Source organism: Variovorax sp. GW821-FHT09B01, from assembly GCF_059418345.1.
This window is the reverse complement of record NZ_JBWKPQ010000023.1, coordinates 47,049-74,025: the sequence shown is the minus strand read 5'-3', so window position 1 is coordinate 74,025 and position 26,977 is coordinate 47,049. Positions and strand designations below refer to the sequence as shown.

The window sequence follows — 26,977 nt, the reverse complement described above, 5'->3', positions numbered from 1 at the left end:
CGCCCCAGAATGGGGCGCAGAAGACAAGAGACAAGACGAGACAAGCCGGTCCATGGCCACCCCGAAGAACTTCCTGCACCTGTGGGACGACAGGTTCCTCTACATCACGCCGGCGATCCAGTCGGGCCTGACCGCGCGCTCCTCGGCCACGGTGCTGGCCTCGGTGAGCGGGCATCCGTTCATGCTCGAGGCGGCCGACGGCACGCGCACGTACTGCACCGCCGCCGTGGTGGCGCCGCACGTGGCGCGCCGGCTCGCGGTCGAGGGCTGCGGGCTGCTGTCGCTCAACATCGATCCGGCCTCGGTCGCCTACCGCATGCTCTCGCGCCAGCTCGGCGGGCACGGCATCCAGGTGCTCGATGCGCGCCGCTTCGGCCGCCTGCGCGATGGCTTCGAGCCCGCGCAGGCCGGCGCGCTCGACGATGCCGCGCTGCAGGCGCTGAGTCGCGGCCTGGTGGAGACCATCACCGGCAGCCCCGAGCGCCGCATGCCCAACGATCCGCGCATCGAGCGCGTGCTCGACGCGATCCGCCATCGCGCGGGCGCGGTGTCGCTGCGCGAGCTGTCGGCCGTGGCCTGCCTCTCGCCCGACCGGCTCACCCACCTGTTCGCGCAGCAGGTGGGCGTGTCGATCAAGCGCTATGCGCTGTGGACCAAGGTGCGGCGCACGGTCCAGCAGTTCACCGGCCAGCGTCCGCTGACCGACGTCGCGCTGACCAGCGGCTTCACCGACGCGGCCCACATGAGCCGCACCTTCAAGAGCTACTTCGGCCTCGCGCCCTCGTTCCTCGCGGGCAAGGTCGAGGTCAGGGCCGACGAGCAGGCCTCGCAGGCCTGGGGCCACGGCGCGGCCCCGATGCATTCCTGAGCGCCTGCTGAAGCGGCGCCTGCGCGTGGTCGCGCGGCCGCAATACAGCGGCTTCGTTCAAGCCAGCCCCTTGCGCGCTGCCTAAGCTGGCGACGCTCCATCAAGAGAGCATGACCGAGCATTCACAGGAGACATCCGACATGAGACAAGACAATCCGCGCGGCCGGAGGCGGCCGCTCGCCCTCGCATTCACAGCCACCTCGCTGGCCGCGGCGGCCACGCTGCTGGTCGCCTGCGGCGGCGGCGGTGGAGGCGGCGGCGGCTTCTTCCCGATCGGACCGATCAACCCGCCGCCGGCCGAGAACGCCACCTACAAGGCCGAGATCCGCCGCACCGCGATGGGCGTGCCGCACATCAAGGCCGACAACTGGGCCGGCGCGGGCTACGGCTACGGCTATGCGCAGGCGCAGGACGACCTGTGCACCATGGCCAACTCCTTCCTCACCTACCGCGGCGAGCGCTCGCGCTACTTCGGCGCCGACGCGCAGATCCCGTTCAGCAGCACCATCGGCCGGCCGAAGAACATCGACTCCGACTTCTTCCACAAGCACGTGATCTCGGACGACGTGGTGGCGGCGATGCTCAAGCAGCAGCCGGACACGCTGCTCAAGCTGGTGGACGGCTTCGCCGCGGGCTACAACCGCTACGTGCGCGAGATCAAGGCCGGTGGCAGCGCCGGTGCCAACGCGGCCTGCCGCAACGAGCCCTGGGTGCAGAGCGTGACGCGCGAGGACATCTTCCGCCGCATGTACTCGGCCAACCTCGCGGCCGGCCTCAGCAACTTCCTGCCGGCGATCGCGAACGCCACCGCGCCGGCCGCGGCGAAGATGGCGAAGGCCGGCGGGCGCGGTACCGCCACCGGCGGCATCACGCAACTGGCCGCGGCGGAACTGCGCCGGCCCGACTTCCAGGTCGGCGGCCACGAGGGCGTGGGCAGCAACATGATCGGCTTCGGCACCAGCGCCACCGGCGATGCGAGCCCGCTGCTGTTCGGCAACCCGCACTGGTACTGGCGCGGCCCGGACCGCTTCTACCAGGCGCAGCTCACCATCCCGGGCCAGCTCAACATCAGCGGCACCTCGTTCCTCGGCATCCCGGTGATCCTGATCGGCTTCAACGACAACATCGCCTGGAGCCACACGGTGTCGACCGCGAACCGCTTCGGCCTCTACCAGCTCACGCTCGCCTCGGGCGACCCGACCAGCTACATGCGCGACGGCGCGGCGGTGAAGATGCAGGCCGCGAGCATCACGGTGCAGGTCAAGCAGTCGGGCGGCGGCGTGGTGCCGGTGACGCGCACGCTGTACAAGTCGGAGTACGGCCCGATCGCGAACCTGGCGAGCATGAACGCGGCGCTGGGCTGGAGCCAGGCCAGCGCCTTCGCGATCCGCGACGTCAACGCCGACAACTTCCGCCTGTTCCGCAACTGGCAGCGCTGGAACCAGGCCAAGTCGCTCGACGAGTTCATCGCGATCCAGAAGGAGGAGGTCGCGATCCCGTGGGTCAACACCGTGGCCGTGGGCCGCGGTGCCGCGAAGGCCTGGTATGCCGACATCGGCGCCATCCCCAACGTGTCGGCCGAGCAGACGGCGCAGTGCACCACGCCGGTCGGCCTGGCGCTCGCGGACGCGCTGCCGGGCGTGCCCGTGTTCGACGGTTCGCGCAGCGCCTGCGACTGGCAAAGCGACGCCGATTCGCCGCAGAAGGGCATCATCGGCGCCGCGCGCCTGCCCAGCCTGCAGCGCGACGACTACGTGGCCAACATGAACGACAGCTACTGGCTCGCCAACCCGAAGGCGCCGATGACGGGCTACCCGCCCATCATGGGCCCGGCCGGCACGCAGGAGGTGAGCTTCCGCACCCGCATGGGCAACCTGCTGGCGCAGGGGCGCATCGACGGCAGCGACAGCTACGGCGCCAAGGGCGCGACCGCCGACACGGTCAAGCGCATGGTGCTCAACAGCCGCGCGCTGACGGCCGAGCTGTTCAAGGACCAGGCGCTGGCGATGGTGTGCGCGAAGGCGACCATCAACGTCGCGGCCGACCCGCTGGACAACGCGGCCATCGGGCGCGACATCGACGTGAGCGGCGCCTGCGCCACGCTGCGGGCCTGGAACAACGCCGGCACCCGCGATGCGCGCGGCGCCCACGTGTGGGACGAGTTCTGGGATCGCGCCGAGCGCCTGCCCGCGGCCTCGCTCTACGCCGTGCCCTTCGACCCGGCCGACCCGATCCACACGCCGCGCGACCTCAAGCCCGGTGCCGCCGCGGCGCTGTCGACGGCTTTCGGCGCCGCCGTCGCGAAGGTGCAGGCCAGCGGCTTCGCGGTCGACGCGACGCGCGGCGAGGTGCTGTTCGCCACCCGTGGCGGCCAGAAGATCCCGCTGTACGGCGGCTGCGGCGGTCCGGGCTACTTCACGATCTCGTGCTCGGACAACCCGCTCGACAAGGGCGGCTACAGCATGGACAACGACCCGAACGGCAACAGCTACATGCAGATCGTGCGTTTCCCGGCCGGTGGCGTGGAAGCCCATACCTTCCTGACCTTCTCGCTGTCGGACGATCCGGCCTCGGCGCACAACGCCGACTACACCCGCGCCTACAGCGCCGGGCAGTGGCTCAAGGTGCCGTTCTCCGAAGCCGAGATCCAGGGCGATGCGGCGCTGAAGACCAGTTCGATCAGCGAATGAGCGAGTGAGGCGCGGAACACCGTTCGTCGGAACAGCCACGAAAGGTTGAACTTCGGCGAACGGGCCCGCTCCCATCCTTCACTGCGTTGCCGAGGTGCGGGCCCCAAAGCCCCGCCTCGGTTTTTTTATGGGCGCGCGATCGCCGCCCGCTCAGCGCCGCTTGGCGGCCCAGTTCCACGCCGCGCCGGCCGCCATCAGCACGCAGGTGCCGAGGAACACGGCGCGCATGCCGATGTGGCCGCCCACGAAGCCGCCGAGCAGCGGCCCCGCGACCTGGCCGGTGTACTGGGCCGAGGTCGAATAGCCGAGCATGTTGCCGGCCACGCGCTCGGGCACGTTGTGGCGGATCACGCTCGCGATGCAAGGCAGGAGGCCGCCGAGCGACAGCCCCATCAGGAAGCGCAGCACGACGAGCTGCCAGCCCGAGGTCACGAAGGCCTGCGGGATCAGCAGCAGCGCCGACACCGCGAGGCAGCCCACGATCACGTTCCAGTGGCCCACGCGGTCGGCCAGCTTGCCCAGCCGCGAGGCCGACAGGATGCTGCCGAGCGCTGCGGCCGACATCACGAAGCCGGCCATCATGGTCACGCGGTCCGGGTCCTCGACCAGCGTCGCCACGTAGACGGTGATGATCGGCTCGATCGACATGTTGGCGAGCATCAGCAGCATGCCGGTGAACAGCATCGCGACCAGCGGCCCCTTGTCGGGCACGGCGGCCCAGCCGGCGCCGGCATCGCCGCCCTTGGCCGCGGCGGTGCGCGGCTTTTTCTCCTCGCGGATCAGGAAGGCCGTGGCGAGGAAGGCCACGAAGATGATCGCGCCGGCCGCGAAGAAGGTGGCGCGGATGCCGATCAGCGGCGGCAGCGCGCCGCCGACCAGCGGCCCCACGAGGTTGCCGGCCATGATCGCCGAAGACATCGTGCCCAGCGCCCAGCCGGTGCGGTCCTTGGGCGTCTGCGTGGCGACCAGCACCATCGAGCCCGAGGCGTAGCCGCCGAGCAGGCCCGCGAGCAGCCGCAGCCCGACCAGCTGCCAGACGTTGCCGGCCACGCCGATCAGCGCCATCGCCACCGCCATGCCGAGGCTGGCGCGGATCAGCATCGGCTTGCGCCCGTAGCGGTCGGCCAGCCAGCCCCACAGCGGCGCCACCAGCGCCGCACTGAGGAAGGTCGCGCCATAGGCCGCGCCCGACCACTGCACGATCGCCGCATGGTCCTTCACGCCGAGCTGCTCCACGTACAGCGGCAGGAAGGGCAGCAGCAGCGTCATCGCCACGATGGTGGTGAAGGAACCGAACATGCAGACGACCAGGTTGCGTCGCCAGTGGGTGGAATGCGTGAACGCGGCGGTGGAGGAGGGCTGTGCGTCGGTCGTCATGGGGTGGCGGAATTGTCCCGCCGCCCGTGCGCCCTGGCGCCTGCCGATTGGCGGCGGCAGCCATCGCGGCTGTGCACGGGTGGCGGCGCGGCCGCGCGGCTTTCGCTCTAATGGGCGTCCGGCCACAGACCCCCAGGAGAACACCGCATGAAACCCCAGCCCATCGAATACGCGAACGCCCCGGACGAGGTCCGCGCCGTGTTCGACGACATCAAGGCCACGCGCAACGTGCCCGACGTCAACAACTTCTGGAAGTACCTCGCGAACGACCCCGCCACCTTGCGGCGCACCTGGTCCAGCCTCAAGGAGGTGATGGCGCCCGGCGCGCTCGACCCGGTGGTCAAGGAGATGGTCTACCTGGCCGTGAGCGTCAGCAACGGCTGCAACTACTGCATCGCGAGCCACCACGCGGGTGCCGAGAAGGCCGGCATGACGCCGGCGATGTTCGCCGAGCTGATGGCCGTGGTCGGCATGGCCAACGAGACCAACCGGCTGGTCAACGGCTACCGGGTGCCGGTCGACCCGGCCTTCGACAAGTAAAATGCCCGCCCCTGCACCGGGCGTCCCGGCCGGTGCAGGGATTTCTTTTTCCGGGGCCATGTAGAGGAACACCATGTACAAAAACCTCGCGGGCCGCGCCTTGGTGGCGTGGCTGACCGCCTGTTTTCTGTTGTCCGCCCACTCCCGGGCCCACTCCCAACCCCAACCCGCGCCGCCGCTGAAGATCGGCTTCGTCTACGTCACGCCGCTGACCGAGGCCGGCTGGGTGCGCCAGCACGACGAGGGCCGCAAGGCGGTGGAAGCGGCGCTCGGCGCCCGCGTCAAGACCACCTATGTCGAGAACGTCGCCGAGGGCGCCGATGCCGAGCGCGTGATCCGCGACCTCGCGCAGCAGGGCCACCAACTGATCTTCACGCCGAGCTTCGGCTACATGGAGCCGACGCTCAAGGTGGCGCGCGACTTCCCCGAGGTGAAGTTCGAGTCGATCACCGGCTACAAGACCGCGCCCAACGTGGCGACCGCCAACGCGCGCTACTACGAGGGCCGCTACCTGGCCGGTGTGGCGGCCGGGCGCATGACGAAGAGCAACGTCGCGGGCTACGTGGCCGGCTTCCCGATCCCCGAGGTGCTGCAGGGCATCAACGCCTTCACGCTCGGCATGCGCTCGGTGAATCCGAAGGCCACCGTGCGCGTGGTCTGGCTCAACGAGTGGTTCGATCCGCCGAAGGAGCGCGACGCGGCCATGACCCTGTTCAACCAGTCGGTGGACGTGATCGCCTTCCACACCGGCTCGACCGCGGTGATGGCGGCGGCCCAGGAGCGCGGCAAGCTGGCGATCGCCTACCACTCCGACATGCGCAAGATCGCGCCCGACGCCCAGGTGGTCGCGGTCACGCATCAGTGGGGCGGCTATTACACGCAGCGCGCCCGCGCGGTGCTCGACGGCAGCTGGAAGAGCGCCAACCTCTGGGGCGGCGTGAAGGAAGGAATGATCCGGGTCGGCGATTTCGGCACCAAGGTGCCCCAGGCCGTGCAGCAGGAGGTGCTGGCGCGCCAGCAGGACATCGCGGCCGGCCGGCTGCAGCCGTTCCGCGCCGTGGCGGCCGAGGTGCGCGACAACGAGGGCCGCATCGCGATCGCCAAGGGCAGCCAGCTGTCCGACGAGCAGATCCTGCGGATGAACTGGCTGGCCGAGGGCGTGCAGGGGCGGATCGCGCGCTGAGCGGAACGCCTGTCGACGGGTTCGGGAACCGAATGCGGTTTTTCGTGTCGAATCGCTCTATGCCGGTTTTCGGGAAGGCTTCAGTGCTTTTCCGGTGCCAAAAAGGCAGATCTTTCGCCGACAATGGCGGGATCTGCCGGCAGTCGGTCCGCGAGGCCCGATACTCCGGCGTCGAGTTTCTGGAAGAACGTATAACAACAAAGGAAGCTTCGCCACGGGGCCGCAATGGCCTCACGTCTACAAGAAGCACGAAGGAGAGATGAGATGCGTCTCACCACCAAGGGCCGCTTTGCGGTCACCGCCATGATCGACCTGGCCCTGCACCAGACCACCGGTCCGGTCACGCTGGCTGCCATCAGCTTGCGACAGAAGATTTCGATGTCCTATCTGGAGCAGATGTTCAGCAAGCTGCGCCGGCACGAACTGGTCGCCTCCACGCGCGGCCCGGGCGGCGGCTACTCGCTGGGCCGCAAGGCCGCGCGCATCACGGTGGCCGACATCGTGTTCGCGGTCGACGCCGCCGAAGCGGCGCCGTCCTCGGCCTCCGCGAGCGAGGAAGAAGGCGTGCGCTGCACCGCGCACGAACTCTGGGCATCGCTCAACAGCCGCATGGTGGAGTTCCTCGACTCGGTCACGCTGCAGCACCTGATGGACGAGCAGATCGCGCGCAACGCGACCCAGGCCAAGGCGCCGGCGGTGGTCCGCCACGCGACTTCGCGCCAGGCCGCGCCCAGCGTGGCCCGCCCGACGAACGTGCCGAACTCGGTGTTCGCGCTGGGCAAGATGCTCGCGAAGTCCTGAGCTTCCGAGGTCTGGAGCGTCTGAGTTTTCCGCCGGGCCGCGACGGCCCGGCTTTGCCGTTTCCGGCCCTGCCCTCGGGATAACCCGCAGGCCGCGCGCCATATAGCGCTCATACGCGCATGGAAATTGCGGCGGCGCGAGGCTGCATTACGCTCGGCCTCCACGATGAAAAAAGCCTACCGCGCCTCCCTGCTGCGCTTCGACGCCGCCGGTCTCCCCCAGTTCGACGAAGACGGCCTGCTGGTCGTCGGCCCCGATGCCGCCGGCCGCCAGCGCGTGCTCGATGCGGGCAGCCACGCCGCCGTGGCGCCGCGCCATCCCGAGGTCCACACCACGCACCTGCCGGGGCGCATCCTCGCGCCGGGCTTCGTGGACATGCACATCCATTTTCCGCAGACCGACATCATCGGTTCGCCCTCGCCGGGCCTGCTGCCCTGGCTCGAGAACTACACCTTCCCGGCCGAGAGCCGCTTCGTCGACCCGGCCCATTCGAAGGAAGTGGCCGGCTTCTTCCTCGACGAGCTGCTGCGCAACGGCGTCACCACCTCGCTGACCTTCGCGACCTCGCACGTGGCCTCGGTCGATGCCTTCTTCGAGGACGCCCGGCGCCGCGGCCTGCGCATGATCACCGGCAAGGTGCTGCAGGACCGCAACTCGCCCGACGGCGTGCGCGACCGGACCGAGCAGAGCCTGATCGATTCCGAGGCGCTGATCCGCAAGTGGCACGGCGTCGACCGGCTCGGCTACGCCATCACGCCGCGCTTCGCGCCCGCGAGCACCGACGCGCAGATGCGCGGCGCCGGCGAGCTGGCCGCGAAGTACGCCGATACCTGGATCCAGTCGCACGTGGCCGAGAACCGCGACGAGGTGGCCTGGGTGCGCGAGCTGTATCCGCAGGCGCGTTCCTACCTCGACGTCTATGCCGGCTTCGGCCTGATGCGCGAGCGTGCCGTCTACGCGCACTGCATTTACCTCGACGACACCGACCGCGCGCTGCTGCGCGAGACGAAGACCGCCGCGGCCGTGAGCCCGACCAGCAACCTGTTCCTGGGCAGCGGCTTCTTCGACTTCGGCAAGGCCGACCACGTGGGCCACCCCTACGGCCTGGCCAGCGACGTGGGCGGCGGCACCAGCTTCAGCCCCTTCCACACCATGATGGCCGCCTACTACGTGGGCCGCGAGGGCCAGACCAAGGCCGGCCTGAGCATCGCGCCTTCGGAGCTCTGGTGGCGCCACACCGGCGGCGCGGCGCGCGCGCTGGGGCTCGACGGCGTGGTCGGCAACCTGCAGCCGGGCTGCGAGGCCGACTTCCTGGTGCTGAACCCCAAGGCCACGCCGCTGCTGGAGCGCAAGACCGCGCGGGCGAACGGCCTCGAGGAACTGCTGTTCGCGCTGATCGTGCTGGGCGACGACCGGCTGGTCGAGCGCACGGTGATCTCGCAGGCGGGGTAGGGCGGGGCAGGCGGGCCGCGCCGGCGGCCATGCCACAATTCGCGCCCGTTCCCCCCGCAGCAGCGACCGCATATGAGCATCAAGAGCGACAAATGGATCCGGCGCATGGCCGAGCAGCACGGCATGATCGAGCCCTTCGAGCCCGGCCAGGTGCGCGAGTCCGACGGCCACAAGATCATCAGCTACGGCACCTCGAGCTACGGCTACGACATCCGCTGCGCGCCCGAATTCAAGGTCTTCACCAACATCCACAGCACGGTGGTCGACCCGAAGAACTTCGACGAGAAGAGCTTCGTCGACATGCACGGCGACTACTGCATCATCCCGCCCAACAGCTTCGCGCTGGCGCGCACCGTCGAGTACTTCCGCATCCCGCGCAACGTGCTGACCATCTGCCTGGGCAAGAGCACCTATGCGCGCTGCGGCATCATCGTCAACGTCACGCCCTTCGAGCCCGAATGGGAAGGCTACGTGACGCTGGAGTTCAGCAACACCACGCCGCTGCCGGCCAAGATCTACGCGGGCGAGGGCTGCGCCCAGGTGCTGTTCTTCGAGAGCGACGAGGTCTGCGAGACCAGCTACAAGGACCGCGGCGGCAAGTACCAGGGCCAGCGCGGCGTGACGCTGCCCAAGACCTGATCGCGTTGTCGCGCGCGTCTCCCTCGAGCGCGCGCGGCCTGCGCTGACGCCCGGTTACCCCGGCGCCTCCCGGGGCCGCTACCATCCGGCGATCACCGGCCAAAACCCCAGCAAGAGGCCGGCAAGGAGCATGCGATGAGATGGGAAGGCAACGAGCAATCCGACAACGTGGAAGACCGCCGCGGCGAGGGCGGTGGTGGCGGCGGCTTCATCGGCGGCCGCGGGATCGGCATCGGCACCATCGCCGTCGCGCTGATCGCGGGCTGGGTCTTCGGCATCAATCCGCTCACCGTGCTGAGCCTGCTCAGCGGTGGCGGCGGCCCGGCACCGGTGCAGCAGCAGCAACAGGGCCCGGCGCCCAAGCCGCCGGCCAACGACCGCGAGGCCGCCTTCGTCAGCACCGTGCTGCGCAACACCGAGGTGGTCTGGAGCGACATCTTCCAGAAGAACGGCGGCACCTACCATGCGCCGCGCCTCGTGCTGTTCCGCGGCGCCACGCCCACGGCCTGCGGCACCGGCGAATCGGCCATGGGGCCGTTCTACTGCCCGGGCGACAAGAAGGTCTACATCGACCTCGGCTTCTACGACACGCTCAAGAACCAGCTCGGCGCGCCGGGCGAGTTCGCGCAGGCCTACGTGATCGCACACGAGGTCGGTCACCATGTGCAGGACGAGCTCGGCATCACGGCCAAGGTCGACGGCATGCGCCGCCGCCTGAGCCAGAGCCAGAACAACGCGATGAGCGTGCGCGTCGAGCTGCAGGCCGACTGCTTCGCGGGCATCTGGGCGCACCACTCGCAGGAGTCGAAGAAGTGGCTCGACCCGGGCGACATCGAGGCCGCGATGAATGCAGCGCAGAAGATCGGCGACGACGCCTTGCAGCGCTCCGCGGGGCGCGCGGTGGTGCCCGACAGCTTCACCCACGGCACCAGCGCGCAGCGCCAGCGCTGGTTCGGAACCGGCTACCAAACGGGCAGCGTGCAGGCCTGCGACACCTTCAACGCGCGCAACCTCTAAGAGTTGCACACGATTGCCTGACAGCGTGGCGTCTTGGACCGCGCGCCAGTGCTCCATTGTTTGCTATTGAATAAATAGCAATGCCGCGAAAGCGGGCGTTGTCATCGCGCGGTCACTGCCGTTTTTTGCGGCAGTGCGACAATAGCGGGCTCAATGACAAGTTCCTTCTCCAACTTATCGCTGGCGGCTCCGCTGGCGCGTGCCGTGGCCGAAATGGGCTACGAGACCATGACGCCGATCCAGGAGCAGGCCATTCCGGTCGTGCTTTCGGGCCAGGACGTGATGGGCGCAGCGCAGACCGGCACCGGCAAGACCGCGGCGTTCTCGCTGCCCCTGCTGCAGCGCATGCTCAAGCACGAGAACGCCTCCACCTCGCCCGCGCGGCATCCGGTGCGGGCCCTCGTGCTGCTGCCCACGCGCGAACTCGCCGACCAGGTGGCGCAGCAGATCAAGCTCTATGCCAAGTACACCAACCTGCGCAGCACGGTGGTGTTCGGCGGCATCGACATGAAGCCGCAGACGCTGGAGTTGAAGAAGGGCGTCGAGGTGCTGGTGGCCACGCCGGGCCGGCTGCTCGATCACATCGAGGCCAAGAACGCGGTGCTCAACCAGGTCGAGTACGTGGTGCTCGACGAGGCCGACCGCATGCTCGACATCGGCTTCCTGCCCGACCTGCAGCGCATCCTCAGCTACCTGCCCAAGCAGCGCACCACGCTGCTGTTCTCGGCCACCTTCTCGCCCGAGATCAAGCGCCTGGCCGGCAGCTACCTGCAGAACCCGGTGACCATCGAGGTGGCGCGTCCCAACGAGACCGCCTCCACCGTCGAGCAGCACTTCTACAGCGTGTCCGACGACGACAAGCGCCGCGCGCTCAAGCAGATCGTGCGCCAGCGCGGCATCACCCAGGCCTTCGTGTTCGTCAACAGCAAGCTGGGCTGCGCGCGGCTCGCGCGCACGCTCGAGCGCGACGGCCTGCGCACCTCGGCGCTGCATGGCGACAAGAGCCAGGACGAACGCCTGAAGGCGCTCGCCGCCTTCAAGGCCGGCGAGGTCGACCTGCTGGTGTGCACCGACGTCGCGGCCCGCGGCCTCGACATCAAGGACGTGCCCGCCGTCTTCAACTTCGACATCCCGTTCAATGCCGAGGACTACGTGCACCGCATCGGCCGCACGGGCCGTGCCGGCGCCTCGGGCCTGGCCGTGAGCTTCGCGAGCGGCGGCAACGACGCGCGCCTGGTGGCCGACATCGAGAAGCTGATCAAGAAGAAGATCGAGCTCGAGCCGGTCGAGTTCGAGGAAGACCGCCCGCGCGGCCGCATCAACGACGGCCGTCGCCACTGGCGCGAAGAGGGCGAGGCCGGCGACGCGCGCGACGTGCTCGACCAGCCGCGCGAACGCGGCTACGGCAGCGATGCACGGCGCGGCGGCGGACGTCCGCACCGCGCGCCCTCGGCGCCGCGCGATCCCTTCTTCGACCAGCCCTACGAGGCCGGCAACAGCGAGGCCGCACCGGCCTGGGAAGCCGCTGCCAAGGCGCCCGCGCGCACCGGCGTGTCGAGCAACATCAAGAGCAAGCGCAAGATCGCGGCGCTGTTCAAGACGCCCGAGCCGAGCTGATCGGCTCGCCGATCGCTAAGCAACGAGGCCGCGCATGTCGCGGCCTTTTTCATGGGCGCTCGTTCAGTGCGTGCGCCCGCCCGCGGGGCGCCGCTCGCCGCGCGCGGCCGCGAGTTCTTCCACGGCCAGCCCCAGCGCGCGGATGCCGGCCGAGATCTGCGCCGCCGGGATCGACGACAGCCGCAGCCTGAAGAAGGGGCATGGGTAGGGCGGCTTCGCGAAGAACACGTCGCCGGCCTCGATCAGCACGCCGTGGCTGCGCGCCATCAGCGACAGCTCGCCCGCATCGACCCAGGCCGGCGCGCGCACCCACAGCGACGCGCCGCCCTGCGGCAGCCTGAACTCGAAATCGGGCAGGTGGTCGCGCAGCGCCTGCGCCGCCAGCGCGAGCCGTTCCTGCATCGCGTGGTTCACGCGCCGCGCATGCGACTCGTGATGGCCCAGCGAGAGGAACAGCGCATAGGCATGCTGCAGGAAGGCGCTCGGATGCCGCACCATCGCATGGCGGATGGCGCGCAGCTCCTTGATCAGCGCGCGCGGCGCCACGATGAAGCCCAGCCGCAGCGCGGGCGACAGGCTCTTCGACACCGAGCCCACGTAGATCACGCGCCCGGTCTTGTCCAGGCTCTTGAGCGCCGGCATCGGCGTGCCCTCGTAGAGGTTCTCGGCCTCGTAGTCGTCCTCGATGATCACGAAGTCCTGCAGCTCGGCCTTGCGCAGCAGCCACTGGCGGCGCTCCAGGCTCAGCGTGGCGGTGGTCGGGCTCTGGTGCGAGGGCGTGACGAACAGGTAGTCGGCCGCGGGCAGCGCATCGACCACCAGCCCGTCTTCATCCACCGCCACCTCCACCCACTTGGGCTGGCGCAGCGAGAAGCTGTTGCGCGCATGCGGATGGCCGGGCTCCTCGAGGCCCACGCGCGTGTGGGTGTCGAACAGCGTGTCGGCCAGCAGGTAGTAGGCATGCTGCGCGCCGAGCGTGACGATGATCTCCTCCTTGAGCGCGAACACGCCGCGCTTGGGCAGCAGGCGCGTGCGGATCTGCTCGATCAGGTCGGGCACGTCGTCGGTCTCGAAGTCGGGCGTCCAGTGCTGCAGCTGCGAACGCGCCAGGCTGCGCGCGCAGCACTCGCGGAAGTCCTCGGTCGGAAATAGCAGCGGGTCGTGCTGGCCGTAGACGAAGGGATAGGGATAGTCGCGCCAGCGCTCGGGCTTGGACAGCGTGGGCTGGTCCACCAGCGAGCGCAGCACGCGCGCCGACCAGTCGGGCGGCTGGCCCGACTGCCCGCTGCGCCCCACCAGCGGTTCGGCCGGTGCCGCCGCGGGCGGGCGCGCATTGCGCGCCACGAACACGCCACTGCGCGGACGCGCCTCGAGAAAGCCTTCGTCGATCAGCTGCAGGTAGGCCGAGGTCACGGTGTTGCGGCTCAGGCCCAGCAGCACCGCGAGCTCGCGCGAGGAGGGCAGCGAGGCGCCCGCGCTCAGGTGGTCCTCGAGGATGGCCTGCACCACCGCGGCGCGCAGCCGCGCCTGCAGCGGCAGCGCGGGCTGGTCGGGCAGCGCGAAGAGCTGTGCCCACTGGGTGGCTCGGGGATGGCTCGCCATGGTCGCCGCAGTTTAGGGCAGGGCTTGCGCTGGCGCGCAGGGCGGTGCGCTCTGGCTCGGTCGAATCCCCGCATCTGGCCCTATCGCGCACCCCGCCCGCTGCCTACCCTCGGCTCCATTCATTCCCCAAAGACTTTCATCCGAGCGCCATGTCCTCTTCCTTCCCGCCCGTGACCACCGACACCCTCGCCGCCTTCAGCGCGGCCTGGAACCGCCACGACATCGATGCGCTGATGAGCTTCATGAGCGACGACTGCGTGTTCCAGACCGCCGCCGGCCCCGATGCCTGCGGCACCCGCCACACGGGCACCGAGGCCGTGCGCAAGGCCTTCGCGGCGGCCTGGCAGGCCGTGCCCGACGCGCAGTGGATCGACGGCGTGCACTTCGTGCACGGCGACTTCGGCACCTCGCAGTGGACCTTCACCGGCACCGCCGCCGACGGCAGCCGCATCGAGACCGACGGCATCGACGTCTTCACCTTCAAGGACGGGAAGATCCAGCTCAAGAACGTGTTCCGCAAGGCACGCCCGAACCTGCCCGCGGCGAAGTAGTCCGCGCCACGCCTTCTTCGGAGCGCCCATGACGATGACCGGCACCGCCACGTCCTTCACCGCCCCCGAGGCCGTGCCCGCCACGCCCTCGCGGCCCTACGACCCGCGCTACGACCCGCTGCTCGCGCCCGACCCCGGCGCCGGCCGCGCCTATGCGCCCACCTGGTGGGTCGCGAGCGCGGGCACGCCGCCCGAGGACGACGGCCCGCTGGTGCAGGACATCGACGTCGACGTGGCGATCGTGGGCTCGGGCGCCACCGGCATGTCGACCGCGCTCTACCTCGCGCAGGAGCACGGCATCCGCGCCACCGTGCTCGAGGCCAACCAGGCGGCCTGGGGCTGCTCGAGCCGCAGCGGCGGGCAGGGCCAGAACGCCAGCGGCCGCCTCAAGCGCTCGCAGTGGATCGCGCGCTGGGGCTTCGATACCGCGAAGAAGCTCGACGCCGAGATCCGCGCGGGCTTCGAGAACTTCAAGGCGCTCACGCAGCAGATCGACTGCGATGCCTTCGACGGCGGCCACCTCTACCTCGCGCACCGCCGCGAGAAGCTGCCGGTGCTCGCCGCCGAGGCCGCGCTGATGCGCGACACCTTCGGCTATGCCACGCGCATGATGAGCGCCGAGGAAGTGCGCAGCGACTACTGCGACGAGCGCGAGACCGTGGGCGCGATGTTCGAGGCCGAGGGCGTGGGCATCCATCCGCTGAAGTTCACCTTCGGGCTGCTGCGGCGCGCGCGCGCGCTCGGTGTGAAGGTCCACACCTCGAGCCCGGTGCAGGGCTGGCAGACCATCGACGGCGTGCACCACCTGCGCACGCCCGGCGGCACGGTGCGCGCGCGCCGCGTGGCGGTGTGCACCGGCGGCTACACGGGTCAGGCGCTGAGCCCGCTGCTGAAGAACCGCGTGATGCCGATCCTCTCGAACTCGGTGGTCACGCGCGAGCTCACCGAGGCCGAGTTGAAGGCCACCAACTTCCGCTCCAAGACCTTCCTCACCGACACGCGCACGCTGCGCTTCTACTACCGGCTGCTCGAGGGCAACCGGCTGCAGATCGGCAGCCGTAGCTCGGTCAGCGGCGCCGATGCCGAAGCACCGGTGCACCTCAAGCTGCTCACCGACGCGATCGCGCGCAAGTTCCCGCCGCTCGCCAACATCCGCATCGACCACTCGTGGTGGGGCTGGGTCGACATGAGCCACGACATGATGCCGCGCATCACGCAGCCCGATGCGTCGAAGAAGATCTGGTACGCGGTGGGTTATGGCGGCAACGGCGTCTCGTTCTCGACCTGGGCCGGCAAGCGCCTGGCCGAGCGCATCGCGGGCCGCGATGCGGGCCGCGAGGTGTTCGAGCTGCCGATCTACGATTCGCCGCTGCCTTTCCCCAACGTGATGGGCCTGGTCGAGTCGCAGGCCTTCGCGCCGTTCCGCCGCATGGGCCAGCGCATGCTCTACAAGTGGTACTGGCTCAAGGACGAGAAGTAGCGCGCGAGCGCCATCGCGCTCCCGCATCCGGTGCGCCTTCCCGCAAACGGCGCATCGCACGCCGCACAACGGGGCAAACCCGCAGCGTCTGGCCCTGCGGATCGGTGCCACGTGGCTCTTCGTGGCACCTGCTCGCGGGCCTATCGTCGATCTCGTCGGCGCCACACCGCGCGCCGCTTCTTCTTCGAGTAGCCATCCAGAGGTCCCGCATGCCGTTTCCGCTTTCCCGCTTCACGCGCCGTGTCACCCTGTTGTCGGCGGCCTCGCTGGCCGCGCTCGCGCTGTGCTCCCTGCCCGCCGCGGCGCAAGAACCCAAGCGTGGCGGCACGCTGGTGATCGGCAGCACGCAGACGCCGCGCCACCTCAACGGCGCCGTGCAGTCGGGCATCGCGACCGCGCTGCCCTCGGCGCAGATCTTCGCGAGCCCGCTGCGCTTCGACGACAAGTGGAACCCGCAGCCCTATCTGGCCGAATCGTGGAAGCTCGCCGACGACGCGAAGTCGCTCACGCTCAACCTGCGCAAGAACGCGGTGTTCCACGACGGCAAGCCCATCACCTCGGCCGACGTCGCGTTCTCGATCATGGCCATCAAGGCCAACCATCCCTTCACCACCATGCTGGGCCCGGTCGAGAAGGTCGACACGCCCGATCCCTACACCGCCATCATCCGCATGAGCGCGCCGCATCCGGCGATCGTGCTCGCGATGTCGCCCGCGCTGTGCCCGATCCTGCCCAAGCACATCTACGGCGACGGCACCGACCTCAAAAACCATCCGCGCAACAGCACCGACGTGGTCGGCTCGGGCCCGTTCCGCGTCACCGAGTTCAAGCCCTCGCAGCGCATCGTGATGGAGCGCTTCGACAAGTTCTTCCTGCCCAACAAGCCCTACCTCGACAAGGTCATCGTGAGCATCACGCCCGACATGGCGAGCCTGGTGCTGGGCGTGGAGCGCGGCGACATCCAGATGCTGCCCTTCGCGACGCTGCCCACCGACCTCAAGCGCTTCGCCAACGACCCGCACGTGTCGCTCACGCCCAAGGGCTACGACGGCATCGGCCCGCTCAACTGGCTGGCCTTCAACACCGCGAAGAAGCCGCTGTCCGACCTGCAGGTGCGCAAGGCCATCGCGCACTCGATCGACAAGAACTTCATCACCAAGGCGCTGATGGGCGGCTTCGCCACCGTGTCCGACGGCCCGCTGGTGGCCAGCAGCCCGTTCGCGGTCAACGACCTGGTGCGCTATCCGCTCGACCTCAAGAAGGCCGGCGAGATGCTCGATGCCGCGGGCTACAAGGCCGGCGCCAACGGCGAGCGCTTCAAGCTCACCATCGACTACCTGCCCGGCGGCGACGACCAGCAGAAGAACGTGGCCGAGTACGTGCGCGGCCAGCTCAAGAAGGTGGGCATCACGGTGGAGGTGCGCGCCTCGGCCGACTTCCCGGCCTGGGCCAAGCGCCTGGCCACGCACGACTTCGACATGTCGATGGACGCGGTCTTCAACTGGGGCGATCCGATCATCGGCGTGCACCGCACCTACCTGTCGACCAATATCAAGCCCATCGTCTGGACCAACACCCAGTCCTACGCCAACCCGAAGGTCGACGAGCTGCTCAACACCGCCGGCGGCCTGACCGACCCGACGCAGCGCAAGGCCTACTACGCCACCTTCCAGAAGATCGTGACCGACGAGCTGCCGATCGAGTTCATCAACCAGGTGCCCTACCACACGATCACCAGCAAGAAGGTCGGCAACGTGCCCACCACCATCTGGGGGCCGCTGTCGCCGCTCGACGAGGTCTACTTCAAGTAAGGCGGGGCGCACATGGGCATGCTCCGCTACGCCGCCTCGCGCCTGCTGCAGGGCCTCGCCCTGGTGCTCGCGGTGGTGGTGCTGAACTTCGTGCTGGTGCACGCGGCGCCCGGCGACCCGGTCGAGACCATCGCGGGCGCCAGCGGAGGCATGTCGGCCGAGCTCATGGCCGAGCTGCGCACGCAGTACGGCCTCGACCGGCCGCTGCCGGTGCAGCTCGGCGTCTACCTCGGCAAGGTGCTGCGCGGCGACCTCGGCTATTCGTACTTCTTCAACCTGCCGGTCACGCAGATGATCGCCGAGCGCGTGCCCGCCACCTTGCTGCTGGTGCTGAGTTCGGTGCTGCTGGCCTTCGTGGTCGGCACGGCGCTCGGCGTGCTGTCCTCGCGCCGGCCCAACGGGCTGCTGTCGCAGTTCATCACCGTGCTGTCGCTGGTGGGCTTCGCGGCGCCGGTGTTCTGGATCGGCATCATGCTGGTGATCCTGCTGGCCTCGGTGTTCCCGATCCTGCCGGTGGCCGGCATGCGCTCCATCGACGCCACCGGCGGCGGCCTGGCCGACGTGCTCGACGTCGCGCACCACCTGGTGCTGCCCACGATCACGCTGAGCCTGGTCTATCTCGCGCAGTACAGCCGGCTCGCGCGTTCCTCGATGCTCGACGTGCTCGGCTCCGACTTCATCCGCACCGCGCGCGCCAAGGGCCTGGCCGAGCGCGTGGTGCTCTACAAGCATGCGCTGCGCAACGCGCTGCTGCCGGTGGTGACGGTGCTCGGGCTGCAGTTCGGCAACGTGCTCGCGGGCGCGATCCTGGTCGAGACCGTCTTCAACTGGCCGGGGCTCGGCCGCCTGGCCTTCGACTCGGTGCTGCGGCGCGACTACCCGACCATCCTCGGCGTGCTGCTGTTCTCCTCCATCGTGGTGGTGGTGATGAACCAGCTCACGGACCTCTGCTACCGCCTGATCGATCCGCGCATCAAGACCGCGTGACGCCTCCCCCGATGAATGCGACCTCCACGATGACCCTCGACCCAGACCCGGCGCCGGCCGCGAAGCCGGCGGCGCCCGCGCGCACGAGCGCCACCGCCGGCCCGCGCGCCGAACACCCCGGCATCGAGGCCGCGCGCATGTTCCTGCGCAACCCCGCGGCCATCGCCGGCATGGTGCTGCTCTTGATCGTGCTCGCGGTCGCGATCGCCGGCCCCTGGCTCTATCCGGCCGATCCCTTCGAGATCAAGGCCGCGCCGCTCACGCCGCCGTTCAGCGAAGAGGCCTGGCTCGGCAGCGACTACCTCGGGCGCGACGTGCTCACCGCGCTGATCTACGGCGGCCGCGCCACCCTGCTGGTGGGCGCGGTGGCGGCGCTGTTGTCGGTGCTGATCGGCATCACGCTCGGCGCCTTCGCCGGCTACTACGGCGGCAAGGTCGACGCGGTGCTGATGAAGATCACCGAGTTCTTCCAGGTGCTGCCCGCGCTGCTGTTCGCGATGGTGGTGGTGACGCTGTTCTCGCCCACGCTGGTCACGGTCACGCTGGCCATCGGCGTCGTGAGCTGGACCGGCACCGCGCGGCTCACGCGCGCGGAGTTCCTCAAGTACCGCGGGCTGGAGTTCGTGCGCGCCGAGCGCGCCATCGGCGCGCGCGACGCCCGCATCATCTGGAAGGTGATCTTGCCCAATGCGCTGCCGCCGCTGGTGGTGTCGGCCACGCTGGCGATCGGCGCGGCGATCCTGTTCGAGGCCGGGCTGTCCTTCCTCGGCCTGGGCGATCCCAACCAGATGAGCTGGGGCCTGATGATCGGCTCGAGCCGCCAGTACGTGCTGTCGTGCTGGTGGGCCGTGGCCTTTCCGGGCGCCGCGATCTTCGTCACCGTGCTCGCGGTCAGCCTGATCGGCGACGGCCTCAACGATGCCCTCAACCCCAAGCTGAGGGAGCGCTGAGATGAGCGAGGCACTGCTGCGCGTGCAGGACCTGCACGTCGAATTCCGGACCCGGCGCGGCCAGGCGCTGGTGCTCAACGGCGTGGACTTCGAGCTGCGCGCCGGCGAGACGCTGTGCGTGGTCGGCGAGTCGGGCTGCGGCAAGAGCATGACCGCCCTCGCGCTGCTGCGGCTCATTCCCTCGCCGCCGGGGCGCATCCGCGACGGACGCGTGCTGTTCCAGGGCGAGGACCTGGTGCGCGCCACCGACGCACGCATGCGCGAGGTGCGCGGCAACCGCATCTCGATGATCTTCCAGGAGCCGATGACCTCGCTGAACCCGGTGTTCAGCGTGGGCGACCAGATCGGCGAATCGCTGCGGCTGCATGCGGGCCTCGATGCGCGGGCCGCGCGCGAACGCGCCATCGAGATGCTGCGTCAGGTCGGCATCCCCGCGCCCGAGCGGCGCGTGGACGAGTATCCGCACCAGCTCTCGGGCGGCATGCGCCAGCGCGTGATGATCGCGATGGCGCTGGCCTGCCGGCCCGACATCCTGATCGCCGACGAACCCACCACCGCGCTCGACGTGACGGTGCAGGCACAGATCTTCGATCTGCTGCGCGATCTGCAGCGCGAGAAGGGCACGGCGATCCTGCTGATCACGCACGACATGGGCGCGGTGGCCGAGATGGCCGACCGCGTGATGGTGATGTATGCGGGCCGCGTGATCGAGCAGGGCAGCGCCGACCAGGTGCTGTCCGCGCCCGGCCATCCCTACACGCGCGGCCTGATCGACTGCCTGCCCGAGCTCGGCAGCAGCGCGGCCTTCGACGACGACACGCGCGAGGACCTCGCCGAGATCCCTGGCGTCGTGCCTTCGATCTGGGAACTGGGCAGCGGCTGCGCCTTCCGCGAGCGCTGCCGGCATGCCATGCCGCGCTGCGCGCACGCGGTGCCGCCGATGTTCGCGCTGGCCGGCGACGGCGATGGCGGCACGTCGCACGGCTCGGCCTGCTGGCTGCATGCCGAAGCGCTGGCGGAGGAGACGGTATGAGCCTCATCGAACCGGCGGACACGCTGCTCGCGGTCGACGATCTGCAGGTGCACTTCCCGCGCGCCAGGGCCGGCTGGGGCCGCAAGCCCGAGGTGGTGAAGGCGGTGGACGGCGTGTCTTTCGAGATCCGCCGCGGCCGCACGCTCGCGGTGGTCGGCGAATCGGGCTCGGGCAAGACCACCACCGCGCTCGCCGTGATGCGGCTGTCGCCGCTGACCGGTGGCCGCATCCGGCTCGGCGACACCGACCTCGGCGCGCTCGAGGGCGAGGCGCTGCGCCGTTCGCGCACGCGCATGCAGATCATCTTCCAGGATCCGTTCTCCTCGCTCAACCCGCGCGAGCGCGCCGGTGCCGCGGTGCGCGCGCCGCTCGACCTGATGCAGGTGGGCACGCCCGAGCAGCGCACGCGCCGCGTGGCCGAGCTGTTCGAGGCCGTGGGCTTGCGGCCCGAGCAGCAGCAGCTGTTTCCGCACCAGTTCTCGGGTGGCCAGCGACAGCGCATCAACATCGCGCGCGCGCTCGCCACCAACCCCGAGCTCGTGGTCTGCGACGAACCGGTGTCGGCGCTCGACATCGCGATCCGCGCGCAGATCCTCAACCTGCTCGCGCGGCTGCAGCGCGAGCTGGGCCTGACCTACCTGTTCATCTCGCACGACATGGCGGTGGTCGAGCACATCTGCGACGACATCGCCGTGATGTACCTCGGCCAGATCGTGGAGCGCGCGCCGCGGCGCGCCTTCTTCGCGCAGCCGCTGCATCCCTACAGCGTGGCGCTGATGTCGGCCGTGCCCACCGTGGGCGGCGGCCGGCGCCGCGCCGCGGGCCGCATCAAGCTCACGGGCGATCCGCCGAGCCCGATCGATCCGCCGCACGGCTGCCGCTTCGCCGGCCGCTGCCCGGTGGCCGAGCCGGCCTGCGCGGCCGAGCCGCCGCCGCTGCGCGAGGTGGTGCCCGGCCACTGGGTGCGCTGCCGCCGCGTCGGGCTGGCCGACGGCCTGCCGCTGCCGCCCCTGCGCCTGCAGGCCGATTGAATCCGCGCGAACATCGCGTCGCGCCCGTCCATCCTCCTTCCCGAATCCATGACCGCCACCACCGCCACCACCGTCTACAGCGCCCGCAAGATCCTCACGATGAACCCGATGCAGCCCGAGGCCACCCATGTCGCGGTGCGCGACGGGCGCGTGCTCGCGGTCGGCTCGCTCGAAGACATGCGCGCCTGGGGCGACTTCGCGCTCGACGAGCGCTTCGCCGCCAAGGTGCTGATGCCGGGACTCGTCGAGGGCCACTGCCATCTCAAGGAAGGCAGCATGTGGGACTGGGCGTACCTGGGCTGGTTCGACCGGCGCGATCCGCAGGGCAAGGTCTGGAGCGGCCTGCGTTCGATGGAGGCCGTGGTCGCGCGCCTGGCCGAGATCGCCTCGCGCATGCAGGCCGAGGGCAGGCCCGAGTCCGAGCCGCTGGTGGCCTGGGGCTTCGATCCGATCTACTTCGGCGGCGAGCGCATGACGGTGGAGCACGTCGACCGCGCGAGCGCCACGCGGCCGATCGTCATCGGCCATGCCAACGGCCACCTGATGAACGTCAACAGTGCGATGCTGCGCATCGCCGACATCACGCGCGACAACGAGGTCGAGGGCGTGGTCAAGTTCGCCGCCGGGCCGGCCGCGGGCGAGCCCACGGGCGAGCTGCAGGAGCCGGCCGCGATGTTCCTGGTGCTGCGCAAGATCGGCAATGCGGGCCTGCTGGCGCCGATGACCGAGGCCGGCGTGCGCTCCTTCGCGCGGCTGGCCTGCATGCAGGGCGTGACCACCGCCACCGACCTGGTCAACAAGCTCACCGAGGAGGACTGCGGCGTGCTCGAGCGTGCCACCGGCGCCGAGGATTTTGCGGTGCGCATCCTGCCCGCGTTCCAGGCCTTCCATGGCACGCATGGCGCGGCGCAGGGCGCGGAGCACGTGCGCTCGCTGATGCCGCGCAACACCGACCGGCTGCGCTACGGCCTCGTGAAGATGATGCTCGACGGCTCGATCCAGGGCTTCTCGGCACGGCTGCGCTGGCCCGGCCATTTCAACGGCGCGCCCAACGGCATCTGGGTGACCGCGCCCGCGCAGTACGAGGCCGACTTCGAGACCTACCACCGCGCCGGCCTCACCATCCACACCCACACCAACGGCGACGAGGCCAGCGAGGTCGCGATCGACGCCATCGGCCGCGTGCTCGCGCGCGCGCCGCGCCCCGACCACCGCCACACGCTGCAGCACGGCCAGATGATCGACGCGCCGCTGTTCCGCCGCATGGCCGCGCTGGGCCTGTGCGCCAACCTGTTCGCCAACCACATCTGGTACTGGGGCGACCAGCACTACGAGATGACCATGGGCCCCGACCGTGCCAACCGGCTCGATGCCTGCGGCAGCGCGCTCGCCGCTGGCGTGCCGCTGGCGATCCATTCCGACGCGCCGGTCACGCCGCTGGGCCCGCTGTTCACCGCCTGGTGCGCGGTCAACCGCCTCACGCCCAAGGGCCGCGTGCTCGGCGCGGCCGAGCGCATCACGGTCGAGCAGGCACTGCGCGCCATCACGCTGGGCGCGGCCTGGACCCTCAAGCTCGACGGCGAGATCGGCAGCATCGAATGCGGCAAGCGCGCCGACTTCTGCGTGCTCGAGGAGGACCCGCTGGCCATCGACCCGATGCGGCTCAAGGACCTGCGCGTCTGGGGCACGGTGCTGTCGGGCCGCGTGTTCGAGGCATGAGGGCGCGATGACCGCGATGACGGCGCGGCGCCTGCCGCTCACGGTCGTCGGCGGCTTCCTCGGCGCCGGCAAGACCACGCTGCTCAACCGCTGGCTGGCCGAGGCCGAGGGCCTGCGCATGGCGGTGCTGGTCAACGACTTCGGCGCGCTCAACATCGACGCCGGCCTGATCGCCGCGCGCCATGGCGACACCGTCGCGCTCACCAACGGCTGCGTCTGCTGCCAGATCGGCGACGACCTCGGGCGCGCGCTGCAGGGCACGATCGACGCCCAGCCGCCGTTCGACGCCGTGGTGATCGAGGCCAGCGGCGTGTCCGACCCCTGGCGCATCGCGCAGATCGGCATGGCCGCGCCCGAGCTGAGCCTGCAGGCCGTGCTGGTGCTGGTCGATGCGAGCGCGGTCGCCGCGCAGTCGCGCGACCCGCTGCTGGCCGACACGCTGGCGCGGCAGGCGAAGTCGGCCGACCTCGTGGTGCTCAACAAGACCGACATCGCGGGCGATGCCGCGCTGGCGGCCGCCACGGCCTGGCTCGACGCGACCGTGCCGGGCACGCCGCGGGTCGCGACCACGCAGTCGGACCTGCCGCTCGCGCTGGCTTCGGGGCTGCAGGGCCAGGCCAGGCCGCATGCGCATTGCGATGTGGCGGGCTGCGGCCACGATCACGAGCACGCGCACCATGCCGACCACGGCGCGCAGTTCGCGACCTGGAGTGCGCGTCCCGCGGCCGTGTTCGTGCCCGAGGCCTTGCGCGCCTGGATGCGCGCGATGCCGCCCGGCGTGTTGCGGCTCAAGGGCCTGCTGAAGATCGAGGCCGAGGGCGGCGGCGAGGCCTGGTCCGAAGTCCAGTACGCGGGCCGCCACGGCATGCTGCGGCGGGCCACCGCGCCGCTCGATGCCGAAGGTGCCGCGGTGGTCGCGATCGGCCTGCGCGGCCAACTGCCGGCGGAGGCACTCGAGGAATTTTTCCTGGGCGTGACGTTTTCAGCCAATCCTTAGCCGCGCGCCAGCCCGTTCGTGTTGCAATGCCGGCTTTTCGCCCGACGCGCACCCGCGCCATTGCACACGCCATGAACCCGACCCTCGTGATCCGCCCGCCCACGCGCGACGACTACGCCGACTGGAAGCCGCTGTGGGACGGCTACAACGCCTTCTACGAGCGCGAGGGCCCGACGGCCTTGCCCGACGCGATCACGCAGGCCACCTGGCAGCGTTTCTTCGACGCCTACGAGCCCGTGCATGCGCTCGTGGCCGAGCACGAGGGCCGGCTGGTCGGCCTCACGCACTACCTGTTCCACCGCAGCACCACGCGCATCGAGCCGACCTGCTATCTGCAGGACCTGTTCACGTTGCCCTCGCTGCGCGGGCAGGGCGTGGGCCGGCGGCTGATCGAGGGCGTGTACGAACGCGCCGCGCAGGCCGGCGTGAAGCGCGTCTACTGGCAGACCCACGAGACCAATCTCGCGGGGCAGCGGCTCTACGACAAGGTCGCGGACCGCACGGGCTTCATCATCTTCGCGAAGAACGTCTGACGTTTCACTGTTCGTGGCTCCACCGGTCCCAGGCCCGCATCGCCTCGGCCCGGTAGGCATTGATCTGCGACGGAAAGTGCACGAAGCGGCTGTCGCGGGTCGCATAGATCGGCGCCGGCGCGAGCGAGACCGCGTCGACCACGTGCTCGGCGTTTTCCAACCCGAATTGCCGCATGCCCGCGAGCACGCTGGCCTGGTCGCCACCGCCCGCGTAGACGTTCGACTTGTCGGGCACGGCCTCGATCGCCGCGCAGACATGGTCGACGAACTGCCGCATGCGCGGTCCGGGCTTGAAGCCCATCAGCCCCGAGTTCGCGGGCCACGCGCTGTGGTCCATGCCGATCACGAAGTCGCGCGCGCCGAGCACCTCTTCCACGCCCAGGCGCTGGTTGATCGCGAGGATGTCGGCGTCGATCCAGAACAGCTGCTCGTGCTGCGCCAGATGCTCGCGAACCAGGTGCATCTTGGCCCAGTTGGCCTGCACGCCGGCCGGCACGAAGGCCGGCAGCTCGCGGTAGAGGTGATGGCCATAGCCGTGGCGCTCGCAGTAGCGCGCGAGGTTGTCCTCGTGGATGCGGCCGTAGCCCGCCACCTTGGCGTCGTAGAACGAGACGAAGGCGATCGTCGCCTGCGGGTTCAGGTGCCGGGCACCTCCCTGTGCCTCCTGCGCGGCCTGTTCCCACTGCGCCGGCAGGTCGAGCGGCCGTTCCTCCTCGAAGGCGCGCGCCTGCTCGAGCAGCACGCTGACGTAGCGGAAGTCGTAGCCATAGGTCGGCAGCCACACGCCATGCTGGCGTTCCCAGCGCGGCGCCGCATGCGCGACCAGCGGCACCACCTTCGGCAACTGGTCGATGGCGACGCGGCCGCCGCCGTCCCAGACGGCCTGGATACTGCTGTAGAAGCCGTTGGCCAGACGGTTCTCGAGCGGATGCACGGCAAAGGCCTCGCCCAGGTGTTCGCCAGCGGACTTGCCCAGCGTGTCCGGATCGCCGGCCACGCTCACCGACAGATGGAACACCAGCAGCCGCAGCCGCTCGCGGACCTCAGCGGTGTTGCGCAGGATCATCCCGCTCGCTGTGGGCAGGCTCGCGCCGGGTTCCTGCGACACGACCACGAAGTCATGGCCCAGTGCCACGTCCTCGAGCTTCTGCCGGCCGTAGACCACCGAGAACTCGTCGAGCACCAGCAGCAGCCCGCCTTCGGCCAGCGCGAGCAAGGCGCCGTAGATCGCGTGGTACCTGTAGAGCTCGGCCTGCCGGTCGCCGAACACGTGCAGGCTGTCCCTGGCCTCGTGCGCGTAGCCCCAGCGCGCCGCATAGGACGCGTGGTTCTCGAGCAGGCCGTCGATCGGCCGGTGGGCGAAGACGGAGAGGATCGTGGTGGGGGAGGGCATGCGGGGGCGGCGAGTGGGGCGTGCCCCATTGTCGTCCCCGTGCCTCGACGCGGATCGCTAGCGCGACGGATGCTCGCAGGCCGTGGCCCGAACGCAGTCGCCGGTCGTGCAGGTCGCGGCCGGTGCCTCGTCGCTGCCCGCATCGACCGATGCCGCGAAGGCCGCCACCGCGACCGCCGCGAGCAGCATGCGCCAGGCCTGCAGCAGGCCCAGCGCGCCGTGCCGCGCGAGCAGCCCGCGCGCGAACTCAGGAACGCTGCGCATCGCAGGCCTCCTTGCCCATGGGCGCGTTGCGCGCGCGGTTGAGCAGGTGCAACTGGTGCTGGCCGACCTCGCTGCCCTGGCGCGCCGCCTCGCGCGCCCAGTGGCGGGCCTCGCAGCGGTCGGCGGGCACGCCGTTGCCGTACAGCAGCGGTCCGGCCAGCAGCACCACACCGAGCATCTCCTGCGCCTCGCGGTGGCCCGAGGCGCCGGCCTCGCGCAGCAGCGACATCATCGAACGGTAGTCGCGCGCGGACTGGGCCTCGAGCGCGAGCTGGAAGCGCTGCTCGGGCGTGACCGCCACGGCCGTGTCGCGCGCCGAGGCGCCGCCGGTCGCGGCGAACGCGGCCGCGAGGAGCATCGCGCGCAGGGCGCGGTGGGGGAATGGCGGGGAGAGGTGCATCGCGGGCTCCTTCGTGGCGTTCGGTGGCCACGATCTTCCCGC

Annotated in this window: 23 protein-coding genes and 1 pseudogene; 19 read left to right on the top strand and 5 right to left on the bottom strand. The window is 70.1% G+C overall.

Annotation, left to right across the window (positions count from 1 at the left end; genetic code table 11):
- Positions 1-52 precede the first annotated feature (52 nt).
- Complete coding sequence (locus AC07RV_RS37355; RefSeq protein ID WP_296784220.1) at positions 53-868, top strand: helix-turn-helix domain-containing protein; 816 nt, start codon at positions 53-55, stop codon at positions 866-868.
- Positions 869-1,008: 140 nt separating this feature from the next.
- A complete protein-coding gene (locus AC07RV_RS37350) occupies positions 1,009-3,558 on the top strand; it encodes a penicillin acylase family protein (protein ID WP_296784216.1) in 2,550 nt (849 codons plus the stop codon).
- 153 nt (positions 3,559-3,711) lie between these two features.
- On the opposite strand, the pseudogene AC07RV_RS37345 reads toward AC07RV_RS37350, so the two are convergent.
- Positions 3,712-4,935: pseudogene (locus AC07RV_RS37345) on the bottom strand (MFS transporter); the annotation flags it as partial.
- Between the two features lie 147 nt (positions 4,936-5,082).
- Here AC07RV_RS37345 and AC07RV_RS37340 point away from each other — a divergent pair.
- The 7 genes from AC07RV_RS37340 to AC07RV_RS37310 all read left to right on the top strand — a co-directional run bounded on the left by AC07RV_RS37340 (position 5,083) and on the right by AC07RV_RS37310 (position 12,184).
- Positions 5,083-5,475: a carboxymuconolactone decarboxylase family protein gene (locus AC07RV_RS37340; protein WP_057591963.1), complete on the top strand. Its 393-nt coding sequence runs from the start codon at positions 5,083-5,085 to the stop codon at positions 5,473-5,475.
- 73 nt (positions 5,476-5,548) lie between these two features.
- Positions 5,549-6,658 (top strand): BMP family ABC transporter substrate-binding protein, encoded by a 1,110-nt coding sequence (locus tag AC07RV_RS37335; protein ID WP_296784210.1) that lies wholly within the window; start codon positions 5,549-5,551, stop codon positions 6,656-6,658.
- A 264-nt stretch (positions 6,659-6,922) separates the two neighbouring features.
- Positions 6,923-7,459, top strand: a complete 537-nt coding sequence (locus AC07RV_RS37330; RefSeq protein WP_296784209.1) for an Rrf2 family transcriptional regulator — start codon at positions 6,923-6,925, stop codon at positions 7,457-7,459.
- Between the two features lie 165 nt (positions 7,460-7,624).
- Positions 7,625-8,911 carry a guanine deaminase gene (gene guaD / locus AC07RV_RS37325; protein ID WP_296784206.1) on the top strand — a complete coding sequence of 429 codons (1,287 nt, stop codon included), beginning with the start codon at positions 7,625-7,627 and terminating at the stop codon, positions 8,909-8,911.
- Positions 8,912-8,983: 72 nt separating this feature from the next.
- Complete coding sequence (dcd, locus tag AC07RV_RS37320) at positions 8,984-9,550, top strand: dCTP deaminase (protein WP_057591958.1); 567 nt, start codon at positions 8,984-8,986, stop codon at positions 9,548-9,550.
- Between the two features lie 135 nt (positions 9,551-9,685).
- The gene (ypfJ, locus tag AC07RV_RS37315; RefSeq protein ID WP_296783251.1) at positions 9,686-10,567 is read left to right on the top strand and encodes a KPN_02809 family neutral zinc metallopeptidase; all 882 of its coding nucleotides are present in this window, start codon (positions 9,686-9,688) and stop codon (positions 10,565-10,567) included.
- Between the two features lie 153 nt (positions 10,568-10,720).
- Positions 10,721-12,184, top strand: coding sequence for a DEAD/DEAH box helicase (locus AC07RV_RS37310; RefSeq protein ID WP_093340402.1), 1,464 nt, complete (start codon positions 10,721-10,723; stop codon positions 12,182-12,184).
- Between the two features lie 63 nt (positions 12,185-12,247).
- Here AC07RV_RS37310 and pdxR read toward each other — a convergent pair whose 3' ends face one another.
- The gene (gene pdxR / locus AC07RV_RS37305) at positions 12,248-13,786 is read right to left on the bottom strand and encodes a MocR-like pyridoxine biosynthesis transcription factor PdxR (protein WP_296783256.1); all 1,539 of its coding nucleotides are present in this window, start codon (positions 13,784-13,786) and stop codon (positions 12,248-12,250) included.
- 149 nt (positions 13,787-13,935) lie between these two features.
- Here pdxR and AC07RV_RS37300 point away from each other — a divergent pair, with 149 nt between their 5' ends.
- From AC07RV_RS37300 to AC07RV_RS37255, 10 genes are all read left to right on the top strand, one after another.
- Positions 13,936-14,337, top strand: coding sequence for a nuclear transport factor 2 family protein (locus tag AC07RV_RS37300; protein WP_057591954.1), 402 nt, complete (start codon positions 13,936-13,938; stop codon positions 14,335-14,337).
- A 28-nt stretch (positions 14,338-14,365) separates the two neighbouring features.
- Positions 14,366-15,817 (top strand): NAD(P)/FAD-dependent oxidoreductase, encoded by a 1,452-nt coding sequence (locus tag AC07RV_RS37295; protein WP_444814298.1) that lies wholly within the window; start codon positions 14,366-14,368, stop codon positions 15,815-15,817.
- Positions 15,818-16,026: 209 nt separating this feature from the next.
- On the top strand, positions 16,027-17,628 hold the full coding sequence (locus AC07RV_RS37290) for an ABC transporter substrate-binding protein (RefSeq protein ID WP_296783259.1): 1,602 nt from the start codon (positions 16,027-16,029) through the stop codon (positions 17,626-17,628).
- A 12-nt stretch (positions 17,629-17,640) separates the two neighbouring features.
- Positions 17,641-18,615 carry an ABC transporter permease gene (locus AC07RV_RS37285; protein WP_208512633.1) on the top strand — a complete coding sequence of 325 codons (975 nt, stop codon included), beginning with the start codon at positions 17,641-17,643 and terminating at the stop codon, positions 18,613-18,615.
- 29 nt (positions 18,616-18,644) lie between these two features.
- Positions 18,645-19,565 (top strand): ABC transporter permease, encoded by a 921-nt coding sequence (locus tag AC07RV_RS37280; protein WP_093341230.1) that lies wholly within the window; start codon positions 18,645-18,647, stop codon positions 19,563-19,565.
- A 1-nt stretch (position 19,566) separates the two neighbouring features.
- Positions 19,567-20,598, top strand: a complete 1,032-nt coding sequence (locus tag AC07RV_RS37275; RefSeq protein WP_296783265.1) for an ABC transporter ATP-binding protein — start codon at positions 19,567-19,569, stop codon at positions 20,596-20,598.
- On the top strand, positions 20,595-21,629 hold the full coding sequence (locus AC07RV_RS37270; RefSeq protein ID WP_296783267.1) for an ABC transporter ATP-binding protein: 1,035 nt from the start codon (positions 20,595-20,597) through the stop codon (positions 21,627-21,629). The genes AC07RV_RS37275 and AC07RV_RS37270 overlap by 4 nt, the downstream gene beginning before the upstream one ends.
- A gap of 48 nt (positions 21,630-21,677) precedes the next feature.
- On the top strand, positions 21,678-23,348 hold the full coding sequence (locus AC07RV_RS37265) for an amidohydrolase (RefSeq protein WP_296783270.1): 1,671 nt from the start codon (positions 21,678-21,680) through the stop codon (positions 23,346-23,348).
- A gap of 7 nt (positions 23,349-23,355) precedes the next feature.
- Complete coding sequence (locus tag AC07RV_RS37260; RefSeq protein ID WP_444814332.1) at positions 23,356-24,345, top strand: CobW family GTP-binding protein; 990 nt, start codon at positions 23,356-23,358, stop codon at positions 24,343-24,345.
- A 71-nt stretch (positions 24,346-24,416) separates the two neighbouring features.
- The gene (locus AC07RV_RS37255; RefSeq protein ID WP_296783273.1) at positions 24,417-24,878 is read left to right on the top strand and encodes a GNAT family N-acetyltransferase; all 462 of its coding nucleotides are present in this window, start codon (positions 24,417-24,419) and stop codon (positions 24,876-24,878) included.
- 4 nt (positions 24,879-24,882) lie between these two features.
- Here the strand turns inward: AC07RV_RS37255 and AC07RV_RS37250 are convergent, their stop codons facing one another.
- From AC07RV_RS37250 to AC07RV_RS37240, 3 genes are read right to left on the bottom strand one after another with little or no spacing between them, the layout of a single operon-like run.
- Entirely contained in the window at positions 24,883-26,271 is a 1,389-nt protein-coding gene (locus AC07RV_RS37250; RefSeq protein WP_296783276.1) for a glycosyltransferase family protein, read from the bottom strand.
- Positions 26,272-26,328: 57 nt separating this feature from the next.
- Positions 26,329-26,535 carry a hypothetical protein gene (locus AC07RV_RS37245; protein WP_296783278.1) on the bottom strand — a complete coding sequence of 69 codons (207 nt, stop codon included), beginning with the start codon at positions 26,533-26,535 and terminating at the stop codon, positions 26,329-26,331.
- A complete protein-coding gene (locus AC07RV_RS37240) occupies positions 26,519-26,935 on the bottom strand; it encodes an SEL1-like repeat protein (protein WP_296783280.1) in 417 nt (138 codons plus the stop codon). Before AC07RV_RS37240 ends, AC07RV_RS37245 begins: the two co-directional genes overlap by 17 nt.
- Between the last annotated feature and the right edge of the window lie 42 nt (positions 26,936-26,977).

Bases quoted from the DNA above. Each gene is read 5' to 3' on its own strand.
- AC07RV_RS37270 (WP_296783267.1), top strand. From the start codon at position 20,595: ATGAGCCTCATCGAACCGGCGGACACGCTGCTCGCGGTCGACGATCTG.
- AC07RV_RS37290 (WP_296783259.1), top strand. From the start codon at position 16,027: ATGCCGTTTCCGCTTTCCCGCTTCACGCGCCGTGTCACCCTGTTGTCG.
- AC07RV_RS37350 (WP_296784216.1), top strand. From the start codon at position 1,009: ATGAGACAAGACAATCCGCGCGGCCGGAGGCGGCCGCTCGCCCTCGCA.
- AC07RV_RS37240 (WP_296783280.1), bottom strand. From the start codon at position 26,935: ATGCACCTCTCCCCGCCATTCCCCCACCGCGCCCTGCGCGCGATGCTC.
- AC07RV_RS37255 (WP_296783273.1), top strand. From the start codon at position 24,417: ATGAACCCGACCCTCGTGATCCGCCCGCCCACGCGCGACGACTACGCC.
- AC07RV_RS37295 (WP_444814298.1), top strand. From the start codon at position 14,366: ATGACGATGACCGGCACCGCCACGTCCTTCACCGCCCCCGAGGCCGTG.
- AC07RV_RS37265 (WP_296783270.1), top strand. From the start codon at position 21,678: ATGACCGCCACCACCGCCACCACCGTCTACAGCGCCCGCAAGATCCTC.
- guaD (WP_296784206.1), top strand. From the start codon at position 7,625: ATGAAAAAAGCCTACCGCGCCTCCCTGCTGCGCTTCGACGCCGCCGGT.
- AC07RV_RS37250 (WP_296783276.1), bottom strand. From the start codon at position 26,271: ATGCCCTCCCCCACCACGATCCTCTCCGTCTTCGCCCACCGGCCGATC.
- AC07RV_RS37260 (WP_444814332.1), top strand. From the start codon at position 23,356: ATGACCGCGATGACGGCGCGGCGCCTGCCGCTCACGGTCGTCGGCGGC.
- AC07RV_RS37355 (WP_296784220.1), top strand. From the start codon at position 53: ATGGCCACCCCGAAGAACTTCCTGCACCTGTGGGACGACAGGTTCCTC.
- AC07RV_RS37280 (WP_093341230.1), top strand. From the start codon at position 18,645: ATGACCCTCGACCCAGACCCGGCGCCGGCCGCGAAGCCGGCGGCGCCC.
- ypfJ (WP_296783251.1), top strand. From the start codon at position 9,686: ATGAGATGGGAAGGCAACGAGCAATCCGACAACGTGGAAGACCGCCGC.
- pdxR (WP_296783256.1), bottom strand. From the start codon at position 13,786: ATGGCGAGCCATCCCCGAGCCACCCAGTGGGCACAGCTCTTCGCGCTG.
- AC07RV_RS37300 (WP_057591954.1), top strand. From the start codon at position 13,936: ATGTCCTCTTCCTTCCCGCCCGTGACCACCGACACCCTCGCCGCCTTC.
- dcd (WP_057591958.1), top strand. From the start codon at position 8,984: ATGAGCATCAAGAGCGACAAATGGATCCGGCGCATGGCCGAGCAGCAC.
- AC07RV_RS37245 (WP_296783278.1), bottom strand. From the start codon at position 26,535: ATGCGCAGCGTTCCTGAGTTCGCGCGCGGGCTGCTCGCGCGGCACGGC.
- AC07RV_RS37340 (WP_057591963.1), top strand. From the start codon at position 5,083: ATGAAACCCCAGCCCATCGAATACGCGAACGCCCCGGACGAGGTCCGC.
- AC07RV_RS37310 (WP_093340402.1), top strand. From the start codon at position 10,721: ATGACAAGTTCCTTCTCCAACTTATCGCTGGCGGCTCCGCTGGCGCGT.
- AC07RV_RS37330 (WP_296784209.1), top strand. From the start codon at position 6,923: ATGCGTCTCACCACCAAGGGCCGCTTTGCGGTCACCGCCATGATCGAC.
- AC07RV_RS37285 (WP_208512633.1), top strand. From the start codon at position 17,641: ATGGGCATGCTCCGCTACGCCGCCTCGCGCCTGCTGCAGGGCCTCGCC.
- AC07RV_RS37275 (WP_296783265.1), top strand. From the start codon at position 19,567: ATGAGCGAGGCACTGCTGCGCGTGCAGGACCTGCACGTCGAATTCCGG.
- AC07RV_RS37335 (WP_296784210.1), top strand. From the start codon at position 5,549: ATGTACAAAAACCTCGCGGGCCGCGCCTTGGTGGCGTGGCTGACCGCC.